14 protein-coding genes are annotated in these 14,802 nt (G+C 59.4%); 7 read left to right on the top strand and 7 right to left on the bottom strand.

The genetic code is table 11. The features are described 5' to 3' along the window. The 3 genes from CQ012_RS17225 to CQ012_RS17220 all read left to right on the top strand — a co-directional run. Nucleotides 1-441, top strand: a 441-nt coding sequence (locus CQ012_RS17225) for an LPXTG cell wall anchor domain-containing protein (protein WP_146112988.1), incomplete at its 5' end; no start/stop codon positions are given. A gap of 116 nt (nt 442-557) precedes the next feature. Continuing rightward, a complete protein-coding gene (locus tag CQ012_RS17515; RefSeq protein WP_146112342.1) occupies nt 558-1,313 on the top strand; it encodes a DUF5819 family protein in 756 nt (251 codons plus the stop codon). Then, nucleotides 1,304-2,377, top strand: a complete 1,074-nt coding sequence (locus CQ012_RS17220) for an HTTM domain-containing protein (RefSeq protein WP_105659102.1) — start codon at nt 1,304-1,306, stop codon at nt 2,375-2,377. The genes CQ012_RS17515 and CQ012_RS17220 overlap by 10 nt, the downstream gene beginning before the upstream one ends. Nucleotides 2,378-2,478: 101 nt before the next feature. Here the strand turns inward: CQ012_RS17220 and CQ012_RS17215 are convergent, their stop codons facing one another. The 3 genes from CQ012_RS17215 to CQ012_RS17715 all read right to left on the bottom strand — a co-directional run bounded on the left by CQ012_RS17215 (nt 2,479) and on the right by CQ012_RS17715 (nt 5,653). Then, entirely contained in the window at nt 2,479-3,861 is a 1,383-nt protein-coding gene (locus CQ012_RS17215; RefSeq protein WP_105659101.1) for an NAD-dependent succinate-semialdehyde dehydrogenase, read from the bottom strand. 272 nt (nt 3,862-4,133) lie between these two features. Then, a complete protein-coding gene (gene mgrA / locus CQ012_RS17210; protein ID WP_105662727.1) occupies nt 4,134-5,195 on the bottom strand; it encodes an L-glyceraldehyde 3-phosphate reductase in 1,062 nt (353 codons plus the stop codon). 296 nt (nt 5,196-5,491) lie between these two features. Continuing rightward, complete coding sequence (locus tag CQ012_RS17715; RefSeq protein WP_166650864.1) at nt 5,492-5,653, bottom strand: hypothetical protein; 162 nt, start codon at nt 5,651-5,653, stop codon at nt 5,492-5,494. A gap of 150 nt (nt 5,654-5,803) precedes the next feature. Between CQ012_RS17715 and CQ012_RS17205 the strand changes: the two genes are divergently transcribed. Both CQ012_RS17205 and hrpB read left to right on the top strand, forming a co-directional pair. Next, entirely contained in the window at nt 5,804-6,589 is a 786-nt protein-coding gene (locus tag CQ012_RS17205; RefSeq protein WP_105662728.1) for an alpha/beta fold hydrolase, read from the top strand. Further along, complete coding sequence (gene hrpB / locus CQ012_RS17200; RefSeq protein WP_105662726.1) at nt 6,586-9,144, top strand: ATP-dependent helicase HrpB; 2,559 nt, start codon at nt 6,586-6,588, stop codon at nt 9,142-9,144. Before CQ012_RS17205 ends, hrpB begins: the two co-directional genes overlap by 4 nt. Nucleotides 9,145-9,214: 70 nt before the next feature. On the opposite strand, the gene CQ012_RS17195 is transcribed toward hrpB, so the two are convergent. Both CQ012_RS17195 and CQ012_RS17190 read right to left on the bottom strand, forming a co-directional pair. Next, on the bottom strand, nt 9,215-10,447 hold the full coding sequence (locus CQ012_RS17195; RefSeq protein ID WP_105662725.1) for an acyl-CoA dehydrogenase family protein: 1,233 nt from the start codon (nt 10,445-10,447) through the stop codon (nt 9,215-9,217). Between the two features lie 103 nt (nt 10,448-10,550). Next, on the bottom strand, nt 10,551-11,240 hold the full coding sequence (locus CQ012_RS17190; protein ID WP_105659097.1) for a TetR/AcrR family transcriptional regulator: 690 nt from the start codon (nt 11,238-11,240) through the stop codon (nt 10,551-10,553). Nucleotides 11,241-11,401: 161 nt separating this feature from the next. Here CQ012_RS17190 and CQ012_RS17185 point away from each other — a divergent pair, with 161 nt between their 5' ends. Both CQ012_RS17185 and CQ012_RS17180 read left to right on the top strand, forming a co-directional pair. Further along, nucleotides 11,402-11,833, top strand: coding sequence for a DoxX family membrane protein (locus tag CQ012_RS17185; protein WP_105659096.1), 432 nt, complete (start codon nt 11,402-11,404; stop codon nt 11,831-11,833). A gap of 104 nt (nt 11,834-11,937) precedes the next feature. Beyond that, nucleotides 11,938-12,120: a hypothetical protein gene (locus CQ012_RS17180; RefSeq protein ID WP_105662724.1), complete on the top strand. Its 183-nt coding sequence runs from the start codon at nt 11,938-11,940 to the stop codon at nt 12,118-12,120. A 78-nt stretch (nt 12,121-12,198) separates the two neighbouring features. On the opposite strand, the gene CQ012_RS17175 is transcribed toward CQ012_RS17180, so the two are convergent. After that, entirely contained in the window at nt 12,199-13,653 is a 1,455-nt protein-coding gene (locus tag CQ012_RS17175; RefSeq protein WP_105659094.1) for a DHA2 family efflux MFS transporter permease subunit, read from the bottom strand. Between the two features lie 61 nt (nt 13,654-13,714). Then, a complete protein-coding gene (locus CQ012_RS17170) occupies nt 13,715-14,713 on the bottom strand; it encodes a PhzF family phenazine biosynthesis protein (protein ID WP_286134418.1) in 999 nt (332 codons plus the stop codon). Between the last annotated feature and the right edge of the window lie 89 nt (nt 14,714-14,802).

The following is a 14,802-nucleotide window of genomic DNA, read 5'->3' as shown; positions in this document are numbered from 1 at the left end:
GCGGATAACGCTGATGCGAACACCGATGCGAACACCGATGTGAACACTGCGGATAACGCTGATGCGAACACCGATGCGAACACCGATGTGAACACTGCGGATAACGCTGATGCGAACACCGATGCGAACACCGATGTGAACACTGCGGATAACGCTGATGCGAACACCGATGCGAACACCGATGCGAACACCGATGCGAACACCGATGCGAACACTGCGGATAACGCTGATGCGAACGCCGGTGCCAACACGGATGCAAACACCTCAGATAACTCGGACTCTAAGTCGGATGACTCTAAGGGATCCCAGAAAGATGACTCCAAGAAGGATCGCCTTGCGGATACCGGTTCTAACGGAGCCCTCTGGATCAGTGCAGGTGCACTAGCACTTGTACTGCTCGGAGCTGGTGTGGCTGTCTTCGCGCGAAAGCGTTCAGCATAGTCGAACTGCAGTAATTTGAAATAGGAGGGGCATCTAAACGGTGCCCCTCCCATTTCGCTTTCAAGTAGTCTTTGCAACAATTCACGGGTGTCGAAGAATTTGGAGACAATAGCCTGATGAGGCAACAGAAAACCAAGCCCAAGCTGTTTACAGTGTTGGTGCTTTTAATTGCGAGTGTAGCCGCGTTAGGGCATATCGGAGCCACATTGGCGTTCACGGGTCCTTCAACACCCATCAAGTCATCATTACAGCCCGAATTGAACAAGTATTTTCTAGGGCCGTTAGATCAAGGCTGGAGCCTTTTTGCTCCTGGGCCCTATTCGCAAGATGAATATTTCACAATGCGTGTATGTCTTTCTAGCGCGGAAATTTGTGCCAAGGGTAGCCAACATGGTGCGAAATTCTCAGAGTGGCGCGACGTTACGGCCGAAGAAATGGAAAGCCGTGCCGGCAACATGTTTGCCAATCGTGAGACAAAACAATCTAAATCTATTCACGGACGGCTATGGAGTGCGGCTTCGGATTTGACTGCGGATTCTCGAGCGGAAATCTCTAGACCCTTTATTCAGGGAACGCCCGTTTTTGGTGTGGAACTCAACTCAGCGGAGGCCCGCGAGAAGTATTCTGCAACAGAATTGAGCAATCTTCGAGCCTATAAACGTATGGAAGATACGGCCGTCGGATTCGCGTCACTCTACGCAATAGAACAGTGGGGCGGAGCATCAATGGTGGAAATTAAGCTCCGACGTGAACCAATTGTTCCGTTTGCTCAGCGGAGCGATGAGAACGCAACAACAAAACCTCGCGAAACCTACATCGGATGGCGAGATACCAAGGAATTTAGTCAAGCGGCGGTGTCGGTATGGAGCTGAAACGTGAAACAAGCAGTGCTCCTTCGATCAGCGAATGGATTTCTAAGAATCGCGATTTCGTCCCCAAAGCACTGAACTGGGTCTACGGGTGGTTTACCGAAAACCGGCATGCACCATACGGTCTTGCAGTCATGCGCATGTCGTCGGGACTCTTCATTCTGGGTTGGTTAATTGCCAACATACCAGTCGCAGCTAAGATCTGGGGACCTGGTTCCGAGTACCTTGAACCCTACCGTTCTGTACTTGGGTACCAGTGGCCTTTGGATATTCTGCGTGACGCGGGACTCGGGTTCTTCGTCTTTTGGTACGTGATGGCCATCGTGTTGGCAATCGCATTTGTAGTTGGTTGGCAAACTAGATTCGTCACGCCGCTCTTCTTCATTTTTTATACGGCGATTAACGCACAGAATACGCCGGTTTCGGATGGCGGAAATTATTTCATCCGTATCATGCTGATCTATCTGATTTTTGCTGACTTGTCCAAGCACTGGTCTGTCGATTCTTGGCTACGTAAACGCGCGAGGAAAACGAAGAAAGAATTCGAAGCCGTTACGGTGCTGCACAACCTTGCATTATGCCTGGTCGTAGCCCAACTTTGTATTGTCTATCTTGAAGCTGGGCTGTACAAGGTTCAAGGCACTCTTTGGCAAAACGGTACAGCTATGTACTACCCGGTTAGTTCCGAGGCGTATGGTGTCTTCCCTTGGCTTAGTGATTTGATCACTACGAATTCGTGGATCGTTGCCTTGATCACCTATGTGACAGTGCTTGCTCAAATTGCATTCCCATTCATGCTGTTCCATAAGATCAGCCGGAGAATTGCGCTGATTACTATTCTTGGGATGCATATCGGCATCGCAGTTGTTATGGGCCTGCCTTTCTTCTCAGGAATTATGGCTTCCGCAGACGCCGTGCTGGTGTCTAGCGCGACCTGGTTGACGATTCAGCGCTGGTTCTCAGCGTTGTGGAGGGGTCGGTTCCGTGCGAAGAAGCCGTCGCTGACGGTCTCCGAACAGAACGAAGTTGGCGTGGGATCAGGCGAGAAAGTCTCTTCCAACGCCTAGGAGAAGAAGCACTAGAAAATAAACTTAGGGGCGAACCGTTTTGGTTCGCCCCTAAATTTATGTATCTCTTAGTTCAGGCAGCCGTTGCGGGCCTATCCAGATTATTCGCCTACGTAGAACAGGCGCTTGTTCACGAATTCGTCCATGCCCAGCGGGCCAAGCTCGCGGCCGAAGCCCGAACGCTTCACGCCGCCAAACGGCATTTCTGCACCCTCTGCGCTGGCTGCATTCACGTTGGTCATGCCGGACTGCAGCTTCTGAGCCACCCTGGAGGCACGCTCGACGTCGGTGGAGTGCACCGAACCGCCCAAGCCGTAAATGGTGTCGTTGGCCAGCTCAGTGGCTTCCTCGTCGCTGGATACCTTGTAGACCACTGCTACCGGGCCGAAGAGCTCCTCGTAGTAGGCACGCATCTCCTTGGTGATGCCGGTGAGCACCGCAGGGGAGTAGTAGGCCGAAGGGCCGTCGTGCAGCACGCCGCCGGCGTGCAGGGTAGCGCCCTTGGCCACGGCGTCCTGGACCTGCTCGTGCAGGGACTCTGCCGCCTTGCGGGAGGACAGCGGAGCGAAGGTGCCTTCGGCTTCCGCCATCGGGTCGCCAGGCTGCAGGCCTTCGGCACGCTTGGTCAGTTCGGAAACGAACTCGTCATAGATGTCTTCCATGACGATCATGCGCTTGTTCGAGTTGCAGGCCTGGCCGGTGTTGTCGATGCGGTAGCCCCAAGCGGTATCCACGATGCCCGGTACGTCATCGGAGTCCAGGACAACAAATGGATCCGAGCCGCCCAGCTCCAGTACGGCCTTCTTCAGGTTGCGGCCGGCCTGCTCGCCGATAATGGCGCCAGCGCGCTCCGAGCCGGTCAAGGAAACACCCTGGATCCTGGAATCGGCGATGATGGTGGAGATCTGGTCGTGGGTGGCGAAGAGGTTGTTGTAGACGCCGGCCGGTACTCCAGCCTCATCCATGATTTCCTGGATGGCCAGTGCTGAACGCGGGCAGGACTCGGCATGCTTCAAGATGATGGTGTTGCCCAGCATCAGGTTAGGTGCCGCGAAGCGCGCTACCTGGTACAGCGGGAAGTTCCACGGCATGATGCCCAGCAGCGGGCCAACCGGGCGCTTCTGAACGACGGCCTTGCCGCCGGAGAAGGACTTGATCTCCTGGTCCGCTGCCAAGGCTGGTCCCTCGGTGGCGAAGTACTCGAAGATCTCCTGGCAGAATTCAGCTTCGCCCACGGCCTCGGACAATGGCTTGCCCATTTCGGTGGTCATGATCCTGCCGAGTTCTGCTGCGCGCTCGGCGAAGAGCGTGCCTACCTTGGAAACAATCTTGGCGCGTTCGTTGATGTCAACGTCCTGCCATGATTCGTAGGCGCTCTGCGCGGCAGCCAGCGCCTGTTCGACTTGCTCATCGGTGGCCGCGGCGAATTCCTCGACGACTTCACCGGTTGCCGGGTTCAAGACCTTGTAGGTTGGGGCGCTCATCAATGCTCCTGTCGTATGCACAAAAGTGGTCAGCGTAAGCCGTGTGGATCTAACGCTAGCGGACTCCACGCAATAAATGAATGTAATTCACTTCATATTGCGTCTACTCCGAGCTTATCCGCAGAAACAACATTCAGCCACCAAGGAACAGCAGGTATTTGGCTTGAGTGGAAGTTGCAGACGGAAGCGAATGAAAAAGCCGCGGTTTCCAAGACTTGTCTCGGAAACCGCGGCTCAAGAACACAGGTATTACCTGTGTGATCAGTGGATTACTAGCCGATAGCGGAAGAACGCCACCAGTCGATTCCGGCATCGCCCTGGGCGATCTTGGCAATCTGGGCCAATTCCGCGTCGGAGAACTCAAGGTTGTCCAGCGCGCCCAAGTTCTCGTCGAGCTGCTTGGTGGACGAGGCGCCGATCAATACCGAGGTTGCCGCGCCATCGCGCAGCAACCAGGCCAGGGCCATCTGCGCCAGCGACTGCCCGCGCGTCTGCGCAACCTCGTTCAGGCTGCGGACCTTGGCCAGGTTCTGATCGGTCAGCTGGGCTTCGAGCGAACGGCGTCCGCCTTGGCGGACCACATCAGTGGTTTCCAGGTACTTATCGGTGAGCAGGCCCTGGGCCAGCGGGGTGAAAGCAATGGTGCCCATGCGTTCCTTTTCCAGGGTTTGCAGCAGGCCGTGCTCTACCCACGGGTTCAGGATGTTGTAGGAAGGCTGATGGATTACCAGCGGGGTTCCCAGGTCCTTGGCGATAGCGGCAGCCTCGGCGGTGCGTTCTGCCGAGTACGAGGAGATGCCCACGTAGGTAGCCTTGCCCTGGCGAACCAGGGTATCCAAAGCGCCGATGGTTTCTTCCAGAGGAGTATTCGGATCGAAACGGTGCGAATAGAAGATGTCCACGTAGTCCAGATTCATCTTCGTCAGCGATGCTTCGCAGGAGGCCAGCAGGTACTTGCGCGAGCCGAAGGTGCCGTGCGGGCCTGGCCACATGTCGTAGCCGGCCTTGGAGGAGATGACCAGCTCGTTGCGGTAGGGCTTGAAGTCCTTTTCCATCATGCGGCCGAAGTTCTCTTCGGCTGAACCTGCCGGAGGACCATAGTTGTTGGCCAGATCGAAGTGGTTGATGCCGTTATCGAAAGCGTGGCGCAGGATCTCGCGCTGGGAATCGAATGGACGGTTATCGCCGAAATTCCACCACAGTCCCAGGCACAGCGGGGGCAGGCGCAGGCCGGAGTCGCCAACGCGGCGGTAGCCGAAGTGCGCATAGCGGTCTGCGGCAGCAGTGTAGGGACGGTGCAGTTCCGGGATGGACGGGAGGCGTTCGTATTCCACGAGGCACCTTTCTGCCAGGTCAAGCGCTGGCGAGCGGAAATCGATTTGACGTCAGTTTCCACAATAGGCCAGAGCCTGAACTAAATAAATAGCGCAAAGGTGAATCCGCTGTGTGCGTAATGGTTTCGTGGATTGGGATTAAATGAAGCACCGACCCGCCAGGCCAAGGAGGTAACGCCTGTGCGGATCGGTTCATCTAGATCACTCGCACCTTGAGAAGGTAATAACCACACTAGGAGCTGAAACTTGAAAGTAGCTGAATGCGAGGTGTGCGGTCTCTTGGGAAAATGCTTTTGCTAATAATTCGAGGGCGGATCCGAAGCCGGGAATGATTCGTCTTCCCACTCTTCGACGAGAGCTTCATCGTGCTCGTCATGGCGCTTCTTTTCTTCTGCGGCCAGTCGCAGCTTTTCCTCTTCAGCGCCACCGGGCTGCCCAGCAGCTGATTGTTCAGGCATGATCTTCCTCCCAACTTCCGTGGGCCACTTCCTGCGGATGGCTGGACCCTGTGTCTTCAGTGTTCACCTATTAGCCGCGGATGTCGAGGGCGGCGGCAAACGCTGATTTCGCCTTCACCGTCAATACAGGATTTAATCGAAGGCATGCCGATGATCAATAATCCCGCAGATGGTTCCGAAATCTTCTTTGACGATGACGGGGCTGCCGGGGAGCCGATTCTGTTCCTCCATGGCTCCGCCCTGTCCCGGTCCATCTGGAGAGGGCTCGGCTACACCAAGGCGTTGGGCCAGGGGCACCGCACCATCCGCATGGACCTGCGCGGGCATGGCAAGTCGGCCAAATCCCATGACGTAGCCGACTACACCATGGACAAGGTGGCCGGCGATATCCGCGCGGTGATGGATCACCTGGGCATCGGACGTATTCACATTGTCGGCTACTCTTTTGGTGCACGCACCGGGCTGCACATTGCCATGCACCACCCAGAGCAGGTGATCTCGCTGATCATGCTCGGCGGCACCTACGAAATTACCCCCGGCGAAATCGGGAAGCTCTTCTTCCCCGGCTACCTCGAGGTCCTGCGCAATGGCGACATCGAAGGATTCGTCACCGGGCAAGAAAAGAATGGACGCCTGGATCCAGCAACCCGCATGGCCTTCAAGTCCAACGACCCGCTGGCCCTGGCTGCCTACTACGAGGCCGCCGAGACCCTGCAGAACACCAACCTGTCCGAGCTGGCGAAGATCAGAATCCCGACCTTGCTGCTGATCGGCACCCGGGACCAGCCGCGCTTCGACCAGAACAAGATCATGGTCCGCACCTTGCCCAATGCGCGCATGGTGGCCTTGCCGGGGCGAACCCACGGCAGCACCCTGTTCCCGATTGAACCTGTGGTCGAGGCCATCGAGTCCTTCTGGGATGGACGCCAAGCATGAGTTCGGCCCGCTTCGACCTGAACAGGATTGCTTCAGGGCTGGCTTTCGGTCCCAGCAGGGAGGAACTCCATGAATCCTTGGCGGCTAATCCTGCCCAGCCGTTGGTGATCCAGGCGCCACCGGGATCCGGCAAGACGACGATAGTTCCACCCACGGTAGCCAACGCCCTGGACCAGGCAGGACTGGCTGGCAAGATCATCGTGACCCAGCCACGCCGTGTCGCAGCCCGGGCCGCTGCCCGTCGCCTCGCCCAGCTTGATGGATCGGTTCTGGGCCAGCGCGTTGGCTTCGCCGTGCGCGGGGAACGGCAAGCTTCGGCGCAGACCCGCGTGGAATTCGTGACCGCAGGCCTGATGCTGCGCAGGTTGCTGGCCGATCCGGATCTTGCCGGTGTGAGCGCGGTGATCATTGATGAGGTCCACGAGCGGTCAATCGATACGGATTTGTTGCTGGCGATGGCCAACCAGGTCAGCGAATTGCGTGATGACCTGTCGCTGATCCTGATGAGTGCCACCTTGCACGCCGGGGAACTCTCGGCGCTGCTGGCCCGTGGCCAGGCCGCTCCAGTGCTCAGCGCCCACACCGCGCAGTTTGCCGTGCAAGAAGCTTTCGACAGCTTCGCCGGAATCCGGAACACCGAACGCGGGCTGAACGATGACTACCTGCGCCACGTTGCCGCCGTCGCGGTACGCCACAGCGCGGCAGCCAACGCAGCAAGCGCAACCCCGGTGGACACCTTGGTGTTCGTCCCCGGGGTACGGGAAGTCGACCGCGTCTGCTCGCAGATTTCTGCCTCCGGAGTGCAAGTCCTGGCCTTGCACTCGCAGATCTCTTCCAAGGAACAAGACCGGATCCTCAGTGAGCCGGAGGCTGGCAGCGCCCCGCGGATCATCGTCTCCACCTCCATTGCCGAATCGTCGGTGACCGTGCCGCGCGTTCATCTGGTGGTGGACGCCGGCTACGCCCGCGAGCCGCGCCGAGACAGCTCGCGTGGTTTCTCGGGGTTGATGACCGTGGTGGCCAGCCGTTCCGCGGCCACCCAGCGGGCGGGCCGGGCAGGACGACTCGGGCCGGGCAAGGTGGTGCGGACCTTGGACCCCAAGTCCTTTGCCGCCGCCCCGGCGCACTCCACACCGGAAATCCGCACCGGCGACCTGGTCGCCGCCGGCTTGTCGCTCGCGGCATGGGGGACCCCGCGTGGCGAGGGGCTGGCCATGTGGGAAGCGCCGCCGGCTAGCGCCATGGCCAGCGATGAGCAGATCCTGCGCAGCCTGGACGCGGTTGACGGCACCGGGCAGATCACCGCCCTGGGCGAGCAGATGATGAAGGTTCCAGCAGACCCGCGTGCCGCCCGCGCGTTGCTCGAAGGCAGCCGGATTTTCGGCACCCGGGCTGCCTCGGATGCTGTCGCATTGATGGCCAGCTCGGAACGCATTGCCAGTGCGGACCTGAATGAATTGCTTGCCGCGGTGCGCCGGAGTTCGCATCCGGCGCACCGTGCCTGGAAGCATGAAGCGCAGCGCCTGGAAAAGCTCCTGGGCACTGCGGAAAACCGCACCGGGCGGCAGCCTGCACCGGCAGCTGCGGCCCTGGCAGGCGTGTGCGCTTTGGCGTACCCGCAATGGATTGCGCGCAAGGTCGGCCAGGAGGAATACCTGTTGGCTTCGGGGACCCGGGCAACCTTGCCACGCGGCAGCCAGCTGATGCATGAGGAATTTCTTGCGGTCGCCGAAGTCTCCCGTGCCGGATCCAAGGCGGTGATCCGACGGGCCGTTGGCATCGAACTTGGCACTGCCGTCGACCTGTTGCCGCAGATGCACCAGAAGCGCGAAGTGGCGGAGCTGGTTGACGGCAGGATCACCGCTCGCCAGATCGAGAGCTTCGGCGAGATCGAGCTGGCGGCCCATCCGGTCAAGGCCACCGCAGAGCTGGGCATGCAGGCTGTTGCCAGCGCCATAGCTACGCAGGGGATAGCCTTCTTCGGCACCCATGAAAAGTTTGATGCCTTGCGCCGGCGAATGGCCGTGGCCCATCGCCTGCTGGGCGAACCCTTTGCAGCGGTGGATGACCAGGCCCTGATTGCCTCGGCGGGCAACTGGCTGCAGCCGGTCTTGCGGCAGGTAGCCGCCGGCAAGAACGCGGCCAAGGTTGACCTGTATTCGGCATTGCGGACCTTGCTGCCGTGGGAGCATGCCCATGATTTTGATTCGCTGGTGCCCGAACGGCTCCAGGTGCCTTCGGGATCAAGGATTTCCGTGGCCTATCCCGAGGTCGGTGAAACCGGTCCAGCGGTCGTCGCCGTGAAATTGCAAGAATGCTTCGGGCTCGATGAGTCGCCGCGGCTGGTCAAGGGCAAGCTTGCCGTCCAGTTCCACTTGCTTTCGCCCGGTGGCCGGCCGCTGGCGGTGACCGATGACCTGGTTAGCTTCTTCAATGGGCCCTACGCCCAGGTGCGTTCTGAAATGCGCGGGCGCTACCCGAAGCATCCTTGGCCGGAGAATCCATGGGACCACGTGGCAACGGCAAAGACCAAGAACCGATTGGGCCGGCAGTAGGCAAAAGCACGCCGGGGCCGGGGCCCGGAAGAACGAGCCAGGTCCCGGCGTGCTTTCCGGCGCCCAGGTTCTAGGCGAACGCTGAGAAGCCGGTGATGTCGCGGCCCATGATCAAGGCCTGCACGGTTTCGGTGCCTTCATAGGTGTGGATTGCTTCCACATCGGCGAAATGGCGGGCCACGCGGTTGCTGGTCAGGATGCCGTTGCCGCCGAGCAGGTCGCGGGCGTTCGCTGCGATGGCGCGTGCGGTGCGGGTAGCGGTGTACTTGGCCAGCGACGCCTGCGGGCCGGTCAGCTCACCGGAAGTTTCGCGCTTGGTCGCCTGCATGACCAGAACCTGGATAGTAGCCAGTTCGGACTGCATGCGGGCCAGGCGCTCCTGGACGATCTGGCTGGCGGCAAGCGGACGACCGAACTGCACGCGCTGCTCGGCGTAGCTCACGGCCGACTCGTAGCAAGCGGTCGCGTGGCCCACGGCAGACCAGGCGACACCCAGCCGGGTGGCGAACAGGACGCGCGAGGTGTCCTTGAAGCTCTTGGCTTCGGGCATCACATCGTGGTCCGGAACGAAGACGTTCTCCATGCGGATATGCGCCTGCCAGATAGCGCGCAGGGAGAGCTTGTTTTCGATGGTGGTGGCCTTGTAGCCTTCGGCATCCTGGTGCACGATGAATCCGCGGACCTTGCCTTCGTCGTCGCGGGCCCAAACGATGCTCACGCCGCCGACCGAGCCGTTGCCGATCCATTTCTTTTCACCGCTCAGGCGGTATCCGCCCTCGACCTTGGTGGCACGGGTTTCCAGCGAAACCGAGTCGGAACCATGAGTTGGTTCAGTCAGCGCGAAGGCGCCTGGAAGTTCGCCGCGCAGCATGGGGATGGCGTACTTCTTGATCTGCTGGGCATTGCCGCAGTACAGCACGGAGCGCAGAGCCAGACCGCCCTGGACGCCAACAATGGTGGAGACCGAACCGTCGCCACGGGCCATTTCCATGTTGACCAAGCCGGCAGCCAGCGGGCTCATTTCCTCGTAGCCTTCCAGGTTCAGGCCATCGCGCAGCAGATCCGCATCGCCGAGCTTCTTGAGCAGATGCAGCGGGTAGTCGGCCTTGTCCCAGTACTCGTGGATGTCGTCCTTGACCTCGTCGAGGATGAATGCGCGGGCCTTGGCTCGCCACGCGTTGTCCGCTTCGCCTACTTCGGCGAAGATTCCGGTCGGATCGATATTGACGTCTCCGGACCACAGGTCGTATTCGGGTTCGACAACGCCGGCGGGAAATTCAAAACCGGTCTCCAGCTGGGACATTTCAGATGCTCCTAATAGCTACGGTGAAAAAAGCTTCACTCCTAGACTAGTGGAACGCAGTGCCATGTCAAGAAACTTGGTTTCAGAAGTTGGGTGGAATCGATTATTTTCCGTGCTCTTTGAGCGCGCGGGAGACGGCCTGGAGAATCGCCTGCTCATCGGCGCCGGTATCCAAGACGGAAACCACCACGCTGGGGGCCGCCGGCTTGGTGGCAGTCGCTGCCTGTCCGGGGTCGAGCAGATCTGCGAAGCGGTTCAGGAACTGGCGCACATCGTTGGCCAGCTTGGTGCGGTCCGTGCTTTGCGCGTCTTTCAGCCAGCTGCGCAAATGATCGTTGTGGATCGCAACCAGGCCAGCGCTAACGCCCAGGCACAGCGACTTCTCCGTGGCGCTCTTTGCCAAATCGCGACGGTTCAGGAACCCGTAAAACGCCCGTTCGTAGCGGTGAGTGGAGACCAGCTCGCGCTCTCGCAGCGACGGCACCGAGGAGAGCAGCTTGTGGCGCAGCTGGGCTCCTTCGGGGTTGACCGTGTACTGGTCGAAAACCACATGCGCGGCATCGATGAGCGTAGTGATTGCATCAACCGACGAGGCGGCCAGCGTGGTCTCGACGTGTGTAATGATCATTTCCTGGTCGGCGAAGACCATATTCTCTTTCGACCCGAAACGGCGGAAGAAAGTGGAACGGGAAATGCCAGCGGCAGCTGCCAGCTCGTCGACGCTGGTGGCATCGAAGCCCTGGGTAATGAGTAGATCAAGGGCTGCTGGGGGTACTGCGGAAGAAGCGATCATGATTCACGAATTTAGCACGATTCAAGCTGGGAAATTCTTGGGTTCAGCTATGCGCGCCGCGCAAATGATTGTGAACTACTGCGCCCATGACTACGCTGAACATCAGGGCGTTCCATGCAGGAACGCCATTCTTGGACGAAATGAAAGAGAAGTGAGGGCCCATGGGAATCTCGATTGCAAACGCCGCGCTACGTTTGGTCAGTGGTGCGTTCATTCTCAACAGCGGCATCAACAAGTTGCGCATCGATGAAGCCAGCGCCGCAGGCCTGCAGCAGATGGCAGCCAACGGCGTGCCTCAGCTGGCCGAGCTGGAACCGGCAGTTTTCGGCAAGGCCGTATCCATCGGCGAGATCTCGCTGGGTAGCGCCTTGCTGCTGCCGCTGATCCCATCGCGGCTGGCCGGCTTGGGCCTGGGCGCATTCTCCGGTGTGCTGCTGGCTTCCTACCTGCGCACTCCGGGCATGACAGAATCCGACGGCATCCGCCCAACCGCGGATGGCACCGCCCTGGCCAAGGACGTATGGCTGGCAGGTATCGCTGTGGCATTGATTCTTGGCCGCAAGGGCGCCAAGAAGATCAAGAAAGCAAAATAAGCGGACGGAATCGCTTGAGCAAAACGTTCGGCAAGCCGTAAGTTGATCTTGGAGACTGCGGTTTTCAGCGGCCACATTTGAACTACAAGCTAAGAGGAGAACCAATGGGTTTCTTAGATGATGCAAAGAAGAAGCTGGGCGAGGCAGTCGAAAACGCGAAGGATTTCGCAGGCGACGCTACCGAGAACGTGAAGAACTTCGCAGCGGACGCCCAAGAAAAAATCGGCGAGAAGGTCGATGAATTCAAGAACGGCGATAGCAACGAAGAACCTGAAGACAAGGTCTAGCGACCACGAAGCCAGCGCCTGATCCAGCGACTTTCGAGTCCCGGACCAGGCGCTGGCTCCGTTAAGAGCTGCCTCTGGCTAGTGGCGCTGCGCCTTCTTGCCATCGCTGAGGAACGCTACAACGAGCACAGCAGCCACGCCGATGAAGCCTGGCAGCATCAGTGCCTGTCCCAGGCCAACAGACGTGGCTTCCATGATCACCGCAGGATCCTTGGAATCTGCCTGCGCGATCTGTGCCGAAATGCGGGCATCCATCATCACCGCGATCAGCGCAGAACCAAGCACTGAACCGATTTGCCGGGTGGTGTTGTAAATCCCTGAACCGGCACCCGCATCACGCGCGGTCAAGTCCTTGGTGGCTGCCAGCGACAGCGATGGCCAGATCATGGCTGAACCGATGCCTTGAACCGCTGAAGGAATCAGCAGCATCCACAGCGGGATATCGGCGTGCATCATGAAGGCGTAGACCACCGTGGCACCGCCAAACAGGAAGAACCCGGGCACGGCCAAGATCCGCGGGCTGAGCTGATTGACCTTCTTTCCCAGCTGCGGCGCGAGGAAGATCGCCACGAAAGCCATCGGAGAAATCATCAACGCGGATTCGGTGGGAGTCAGGCCTCGGACATTCTGCAAGAAGAACACCATCGGCAAGGCGATGGTCGCGATGGTCAGGCCCATGAAGGTGATCGCGACATTGGCCAAGGAGAAATTGCGGACCTTGAACAATCGCAGCGGAACCAGCGGTTCAGACGTGGTCTTGGACTGCCACCAGATGAAGGCTCCCATCAGCACCGCGCCGATGATAATCAGATGCCACGAATTCAGCGGGCCAATGAATGGTTCCCAATTGGTGGCATCGCCTTCCTGGATGCCGAAGACCAAGCAGAACATGGCCAACGCCGAAAGGATGACGCCGAACCAGTCGAAGGAATGCGCTTGGGATTCAAGGGCTGGCACGAATTTGAAGACCATGGTCAAGCTGACTACCGCGATGGGCAAGTTGATGAAGAAGATCCATTCCCAGCCGATGGAGTCCACCAGCAGACCGCCGGCAATCGGACCGATCAGCGAAGCGATGCCCGCCACTGCACCCCATAGGCCCATGGCTGCACCGCGGTGCTGATAAGGGAAGAGGCGGGTAATGAGCGTCATCGCCTGAGGGGAAATCATCGAAGCGCCAAGGCCCTGGACGGCGCGCGCCGCCACCAGCGAGCCGAGGGAATCGGACAAGCCGCACCACAGCGAGGCCAGCGAGAAGACCACCATGCCGATGAGGTAGATATTGCGCGGACCGAAGCGGTCACCGAGGCGCCCGGTGACCAGCAGCGGCACCGCGAAGGTGAGCAGGTACGCGCTGTTGACCCACAAGATGCTGGAGATATCGGCGTCCAGCGACGTCATGATGGAGGGCATTGCGGTGGACACGATCGTGGTGTCCAGCAGGATCATGAAGAAGCCGATGACCAGTGCCCAGAGGGCACGCCAGGCGGCTTTCTTGTCGAAGTGTGTTTCGGGATTCGCAGTTTCAGGCACTTGTCAAGGCTAGTCCCTATCAGCCCTGTGCGGAACGGATAGCGAAACTATGCATAGGAAATCAGTCGAAACTCACATCGCCCGAGATGCGGGTGGCGACATCGCCACTGACCCAGACGCCTTTTTCGGTAGCTTCAATATGCAAGATCGCTTCGCGGCCCAAACGCGTGCCCTGGCGCACGGTATAGCGCTGGGGTGCATAACCGGTCTGCGTCAGCCAGATGCCGAACGCAGCATTCAGCGAACCGGTGGCAGGGTCTTCCGGAACAGCCTCGCCGGGAATGAAGGCACGGACCTCATAGTCCGCCGGAGGCTGCAGCACCACATTGCGGAAGCGCTCTTCGGAACGCTCAAAATCAGAGAAGTCCAGCGGACGCAGCTCTTCGCGGGTACCGGAAACGCGCGGCATGACCGATCCGCGCGGTTGCCACACGCTCTGCGAAACGCTGGCTGCGGTGTAGGGGCCGATGACGCCTACTTCCAATCCCTGCAGCGCCTCATAGTCAGGTTCGATGCCCAGCACGATATCGGCGTCACGCAGCACCAGGCCCGCAGGATGCGGACCGTTGACCAGCCACTGGTGGTCCACCACGTCTTCTTCGCGAATGCCCAGCCCGGCAATCGCCCATTGCAGGACATCTGGTTCCAAAGGGCCCGACCTGGTCAGCGGGGGTGCGAGGAAGGCCAAGCGCCGCGAGTGGCGGTCGCTGCTTTCCCGTTCCACACGCACCGGAATCAGCCCGGCACCGCATTGCTGGATCAGATGGCCTGCGGGACCAGCCTCGCCACCGGACTCCAGCCAAGCATGAGCCGCGCCCAGCGTCGGATGGCCAGCAAAGGGCAGCTCGGTGCTCGGGGTGAAAATGCGAATGGCGTAGTCCGCTTCCTCATCAGTGGGCTCGACGAAGAATACAGTTTCCGCAAGATTCATCCACTGCGCAAAGTGCTGCATCTGGTCATCGCTCAGGCTGTCGGCATTGAACACGACTCCCAGGCCATTGCCGTTGAAAGCAGTGGGTGCAAAGACATCAACCTGCTGATAAGAGAATGTGCGCGACATACTTAGCATGGTGGCACATTAATCAGCAGGTTGACCCGGTGTTACGTGGTACGTCACGCAAAAAGTTGCGAACGCATCAAGGAAATGAA

This window comes from Arthrobacter sp. MYb214, from assembly GCF_002979865.1.
Taxonomy (GTDB): domain Bacteria; phylum Actinomycetota; class Actinomycetes; order Actinomycetales; family Micrococcaceae; genus Glutamicibacter.
The sequence above is the reverse complement of the archived record's forward strand: the minus strand, read 5'-3'. Positions and strand labels throughout refer to the sequence as shown.

Coding starts and splice junctions, on each gene's coding strand:
- CQ012_RS17185 (WP_105659096.1), top strand. CDS start 11,402: ATGGGAATCTCGATTGCAAACGCCGCGCTACGTTTGGTCAGTGGTGCG.
- CQ012_RS17715 (WP_166650864.1), bottom strand. CDS start 5,653: ATGCCTGAACAATCAGCTGCTGGGCAGCCCGGTGGCGCTGAAGAGGAA.
- CQ012_RS17180 (WP_105662724.1), top strand. CDS start 11,938: ATGGGTTTCTTAGATGATGCAAAGAAGAAGCTGGGCGAGGCAGTCGAA.
- CQ012_RS17215 (WP_105659101.1), bottom strand. CDS start 3,861: ATGAGCGCCCCAACCTACAAGGTCTTGAACCCGGCAACCGGTGAAGTC.
- CQ012_RS17515 (WP_146112342.1), top strand. CDS start 558: ATGAGGCAACAGAAAACCAAGCCCAAGCTGTTTACAGTGTTGGTGCTT.
- CQ012_RS17190 (WP_105659097.1), bottom strand. CDS start 11,240: ATGATCGCTTCTTCCGCAGTACCCCCAGCAGCCCTTGATCTACTCATT.
- CQ012_RS17170 (WP_286134418.1), bottom strand. CDS start 14,713: ATGTCGCGCACATTCTCTTATCAGCAGGTTGATGTCTTTGCACCCACT.
- CQ012_RS17220 (WP_105659102.1), top strand. CDS start 1,304: ATGGAGCTGAAACGTGAAACAAGCAGTGCTCCTTCGATCAGCGAATGG.
- CQ012_RS17205 (WP_105662728.1), top strand. CDS start 5,804: ATGATCAATAATCCCGCAGATGGTTCCGAAATCTTCTTTGACGATGAC.
- CQ012_RS17195 (WP_105662725.1), bottom strand. CDS start 10,447: ATGTCCCAGCTGGAGACCGGTTTTGAATTTCCCGCCGGCGTTGTCGAA.
- hrpB (WP_105662726.1), top strand. CDS start 6,586: ATGAGTTCGGCCCGCTTCGACCTGAACAGGATTGCTTCAGGGCTGGCT.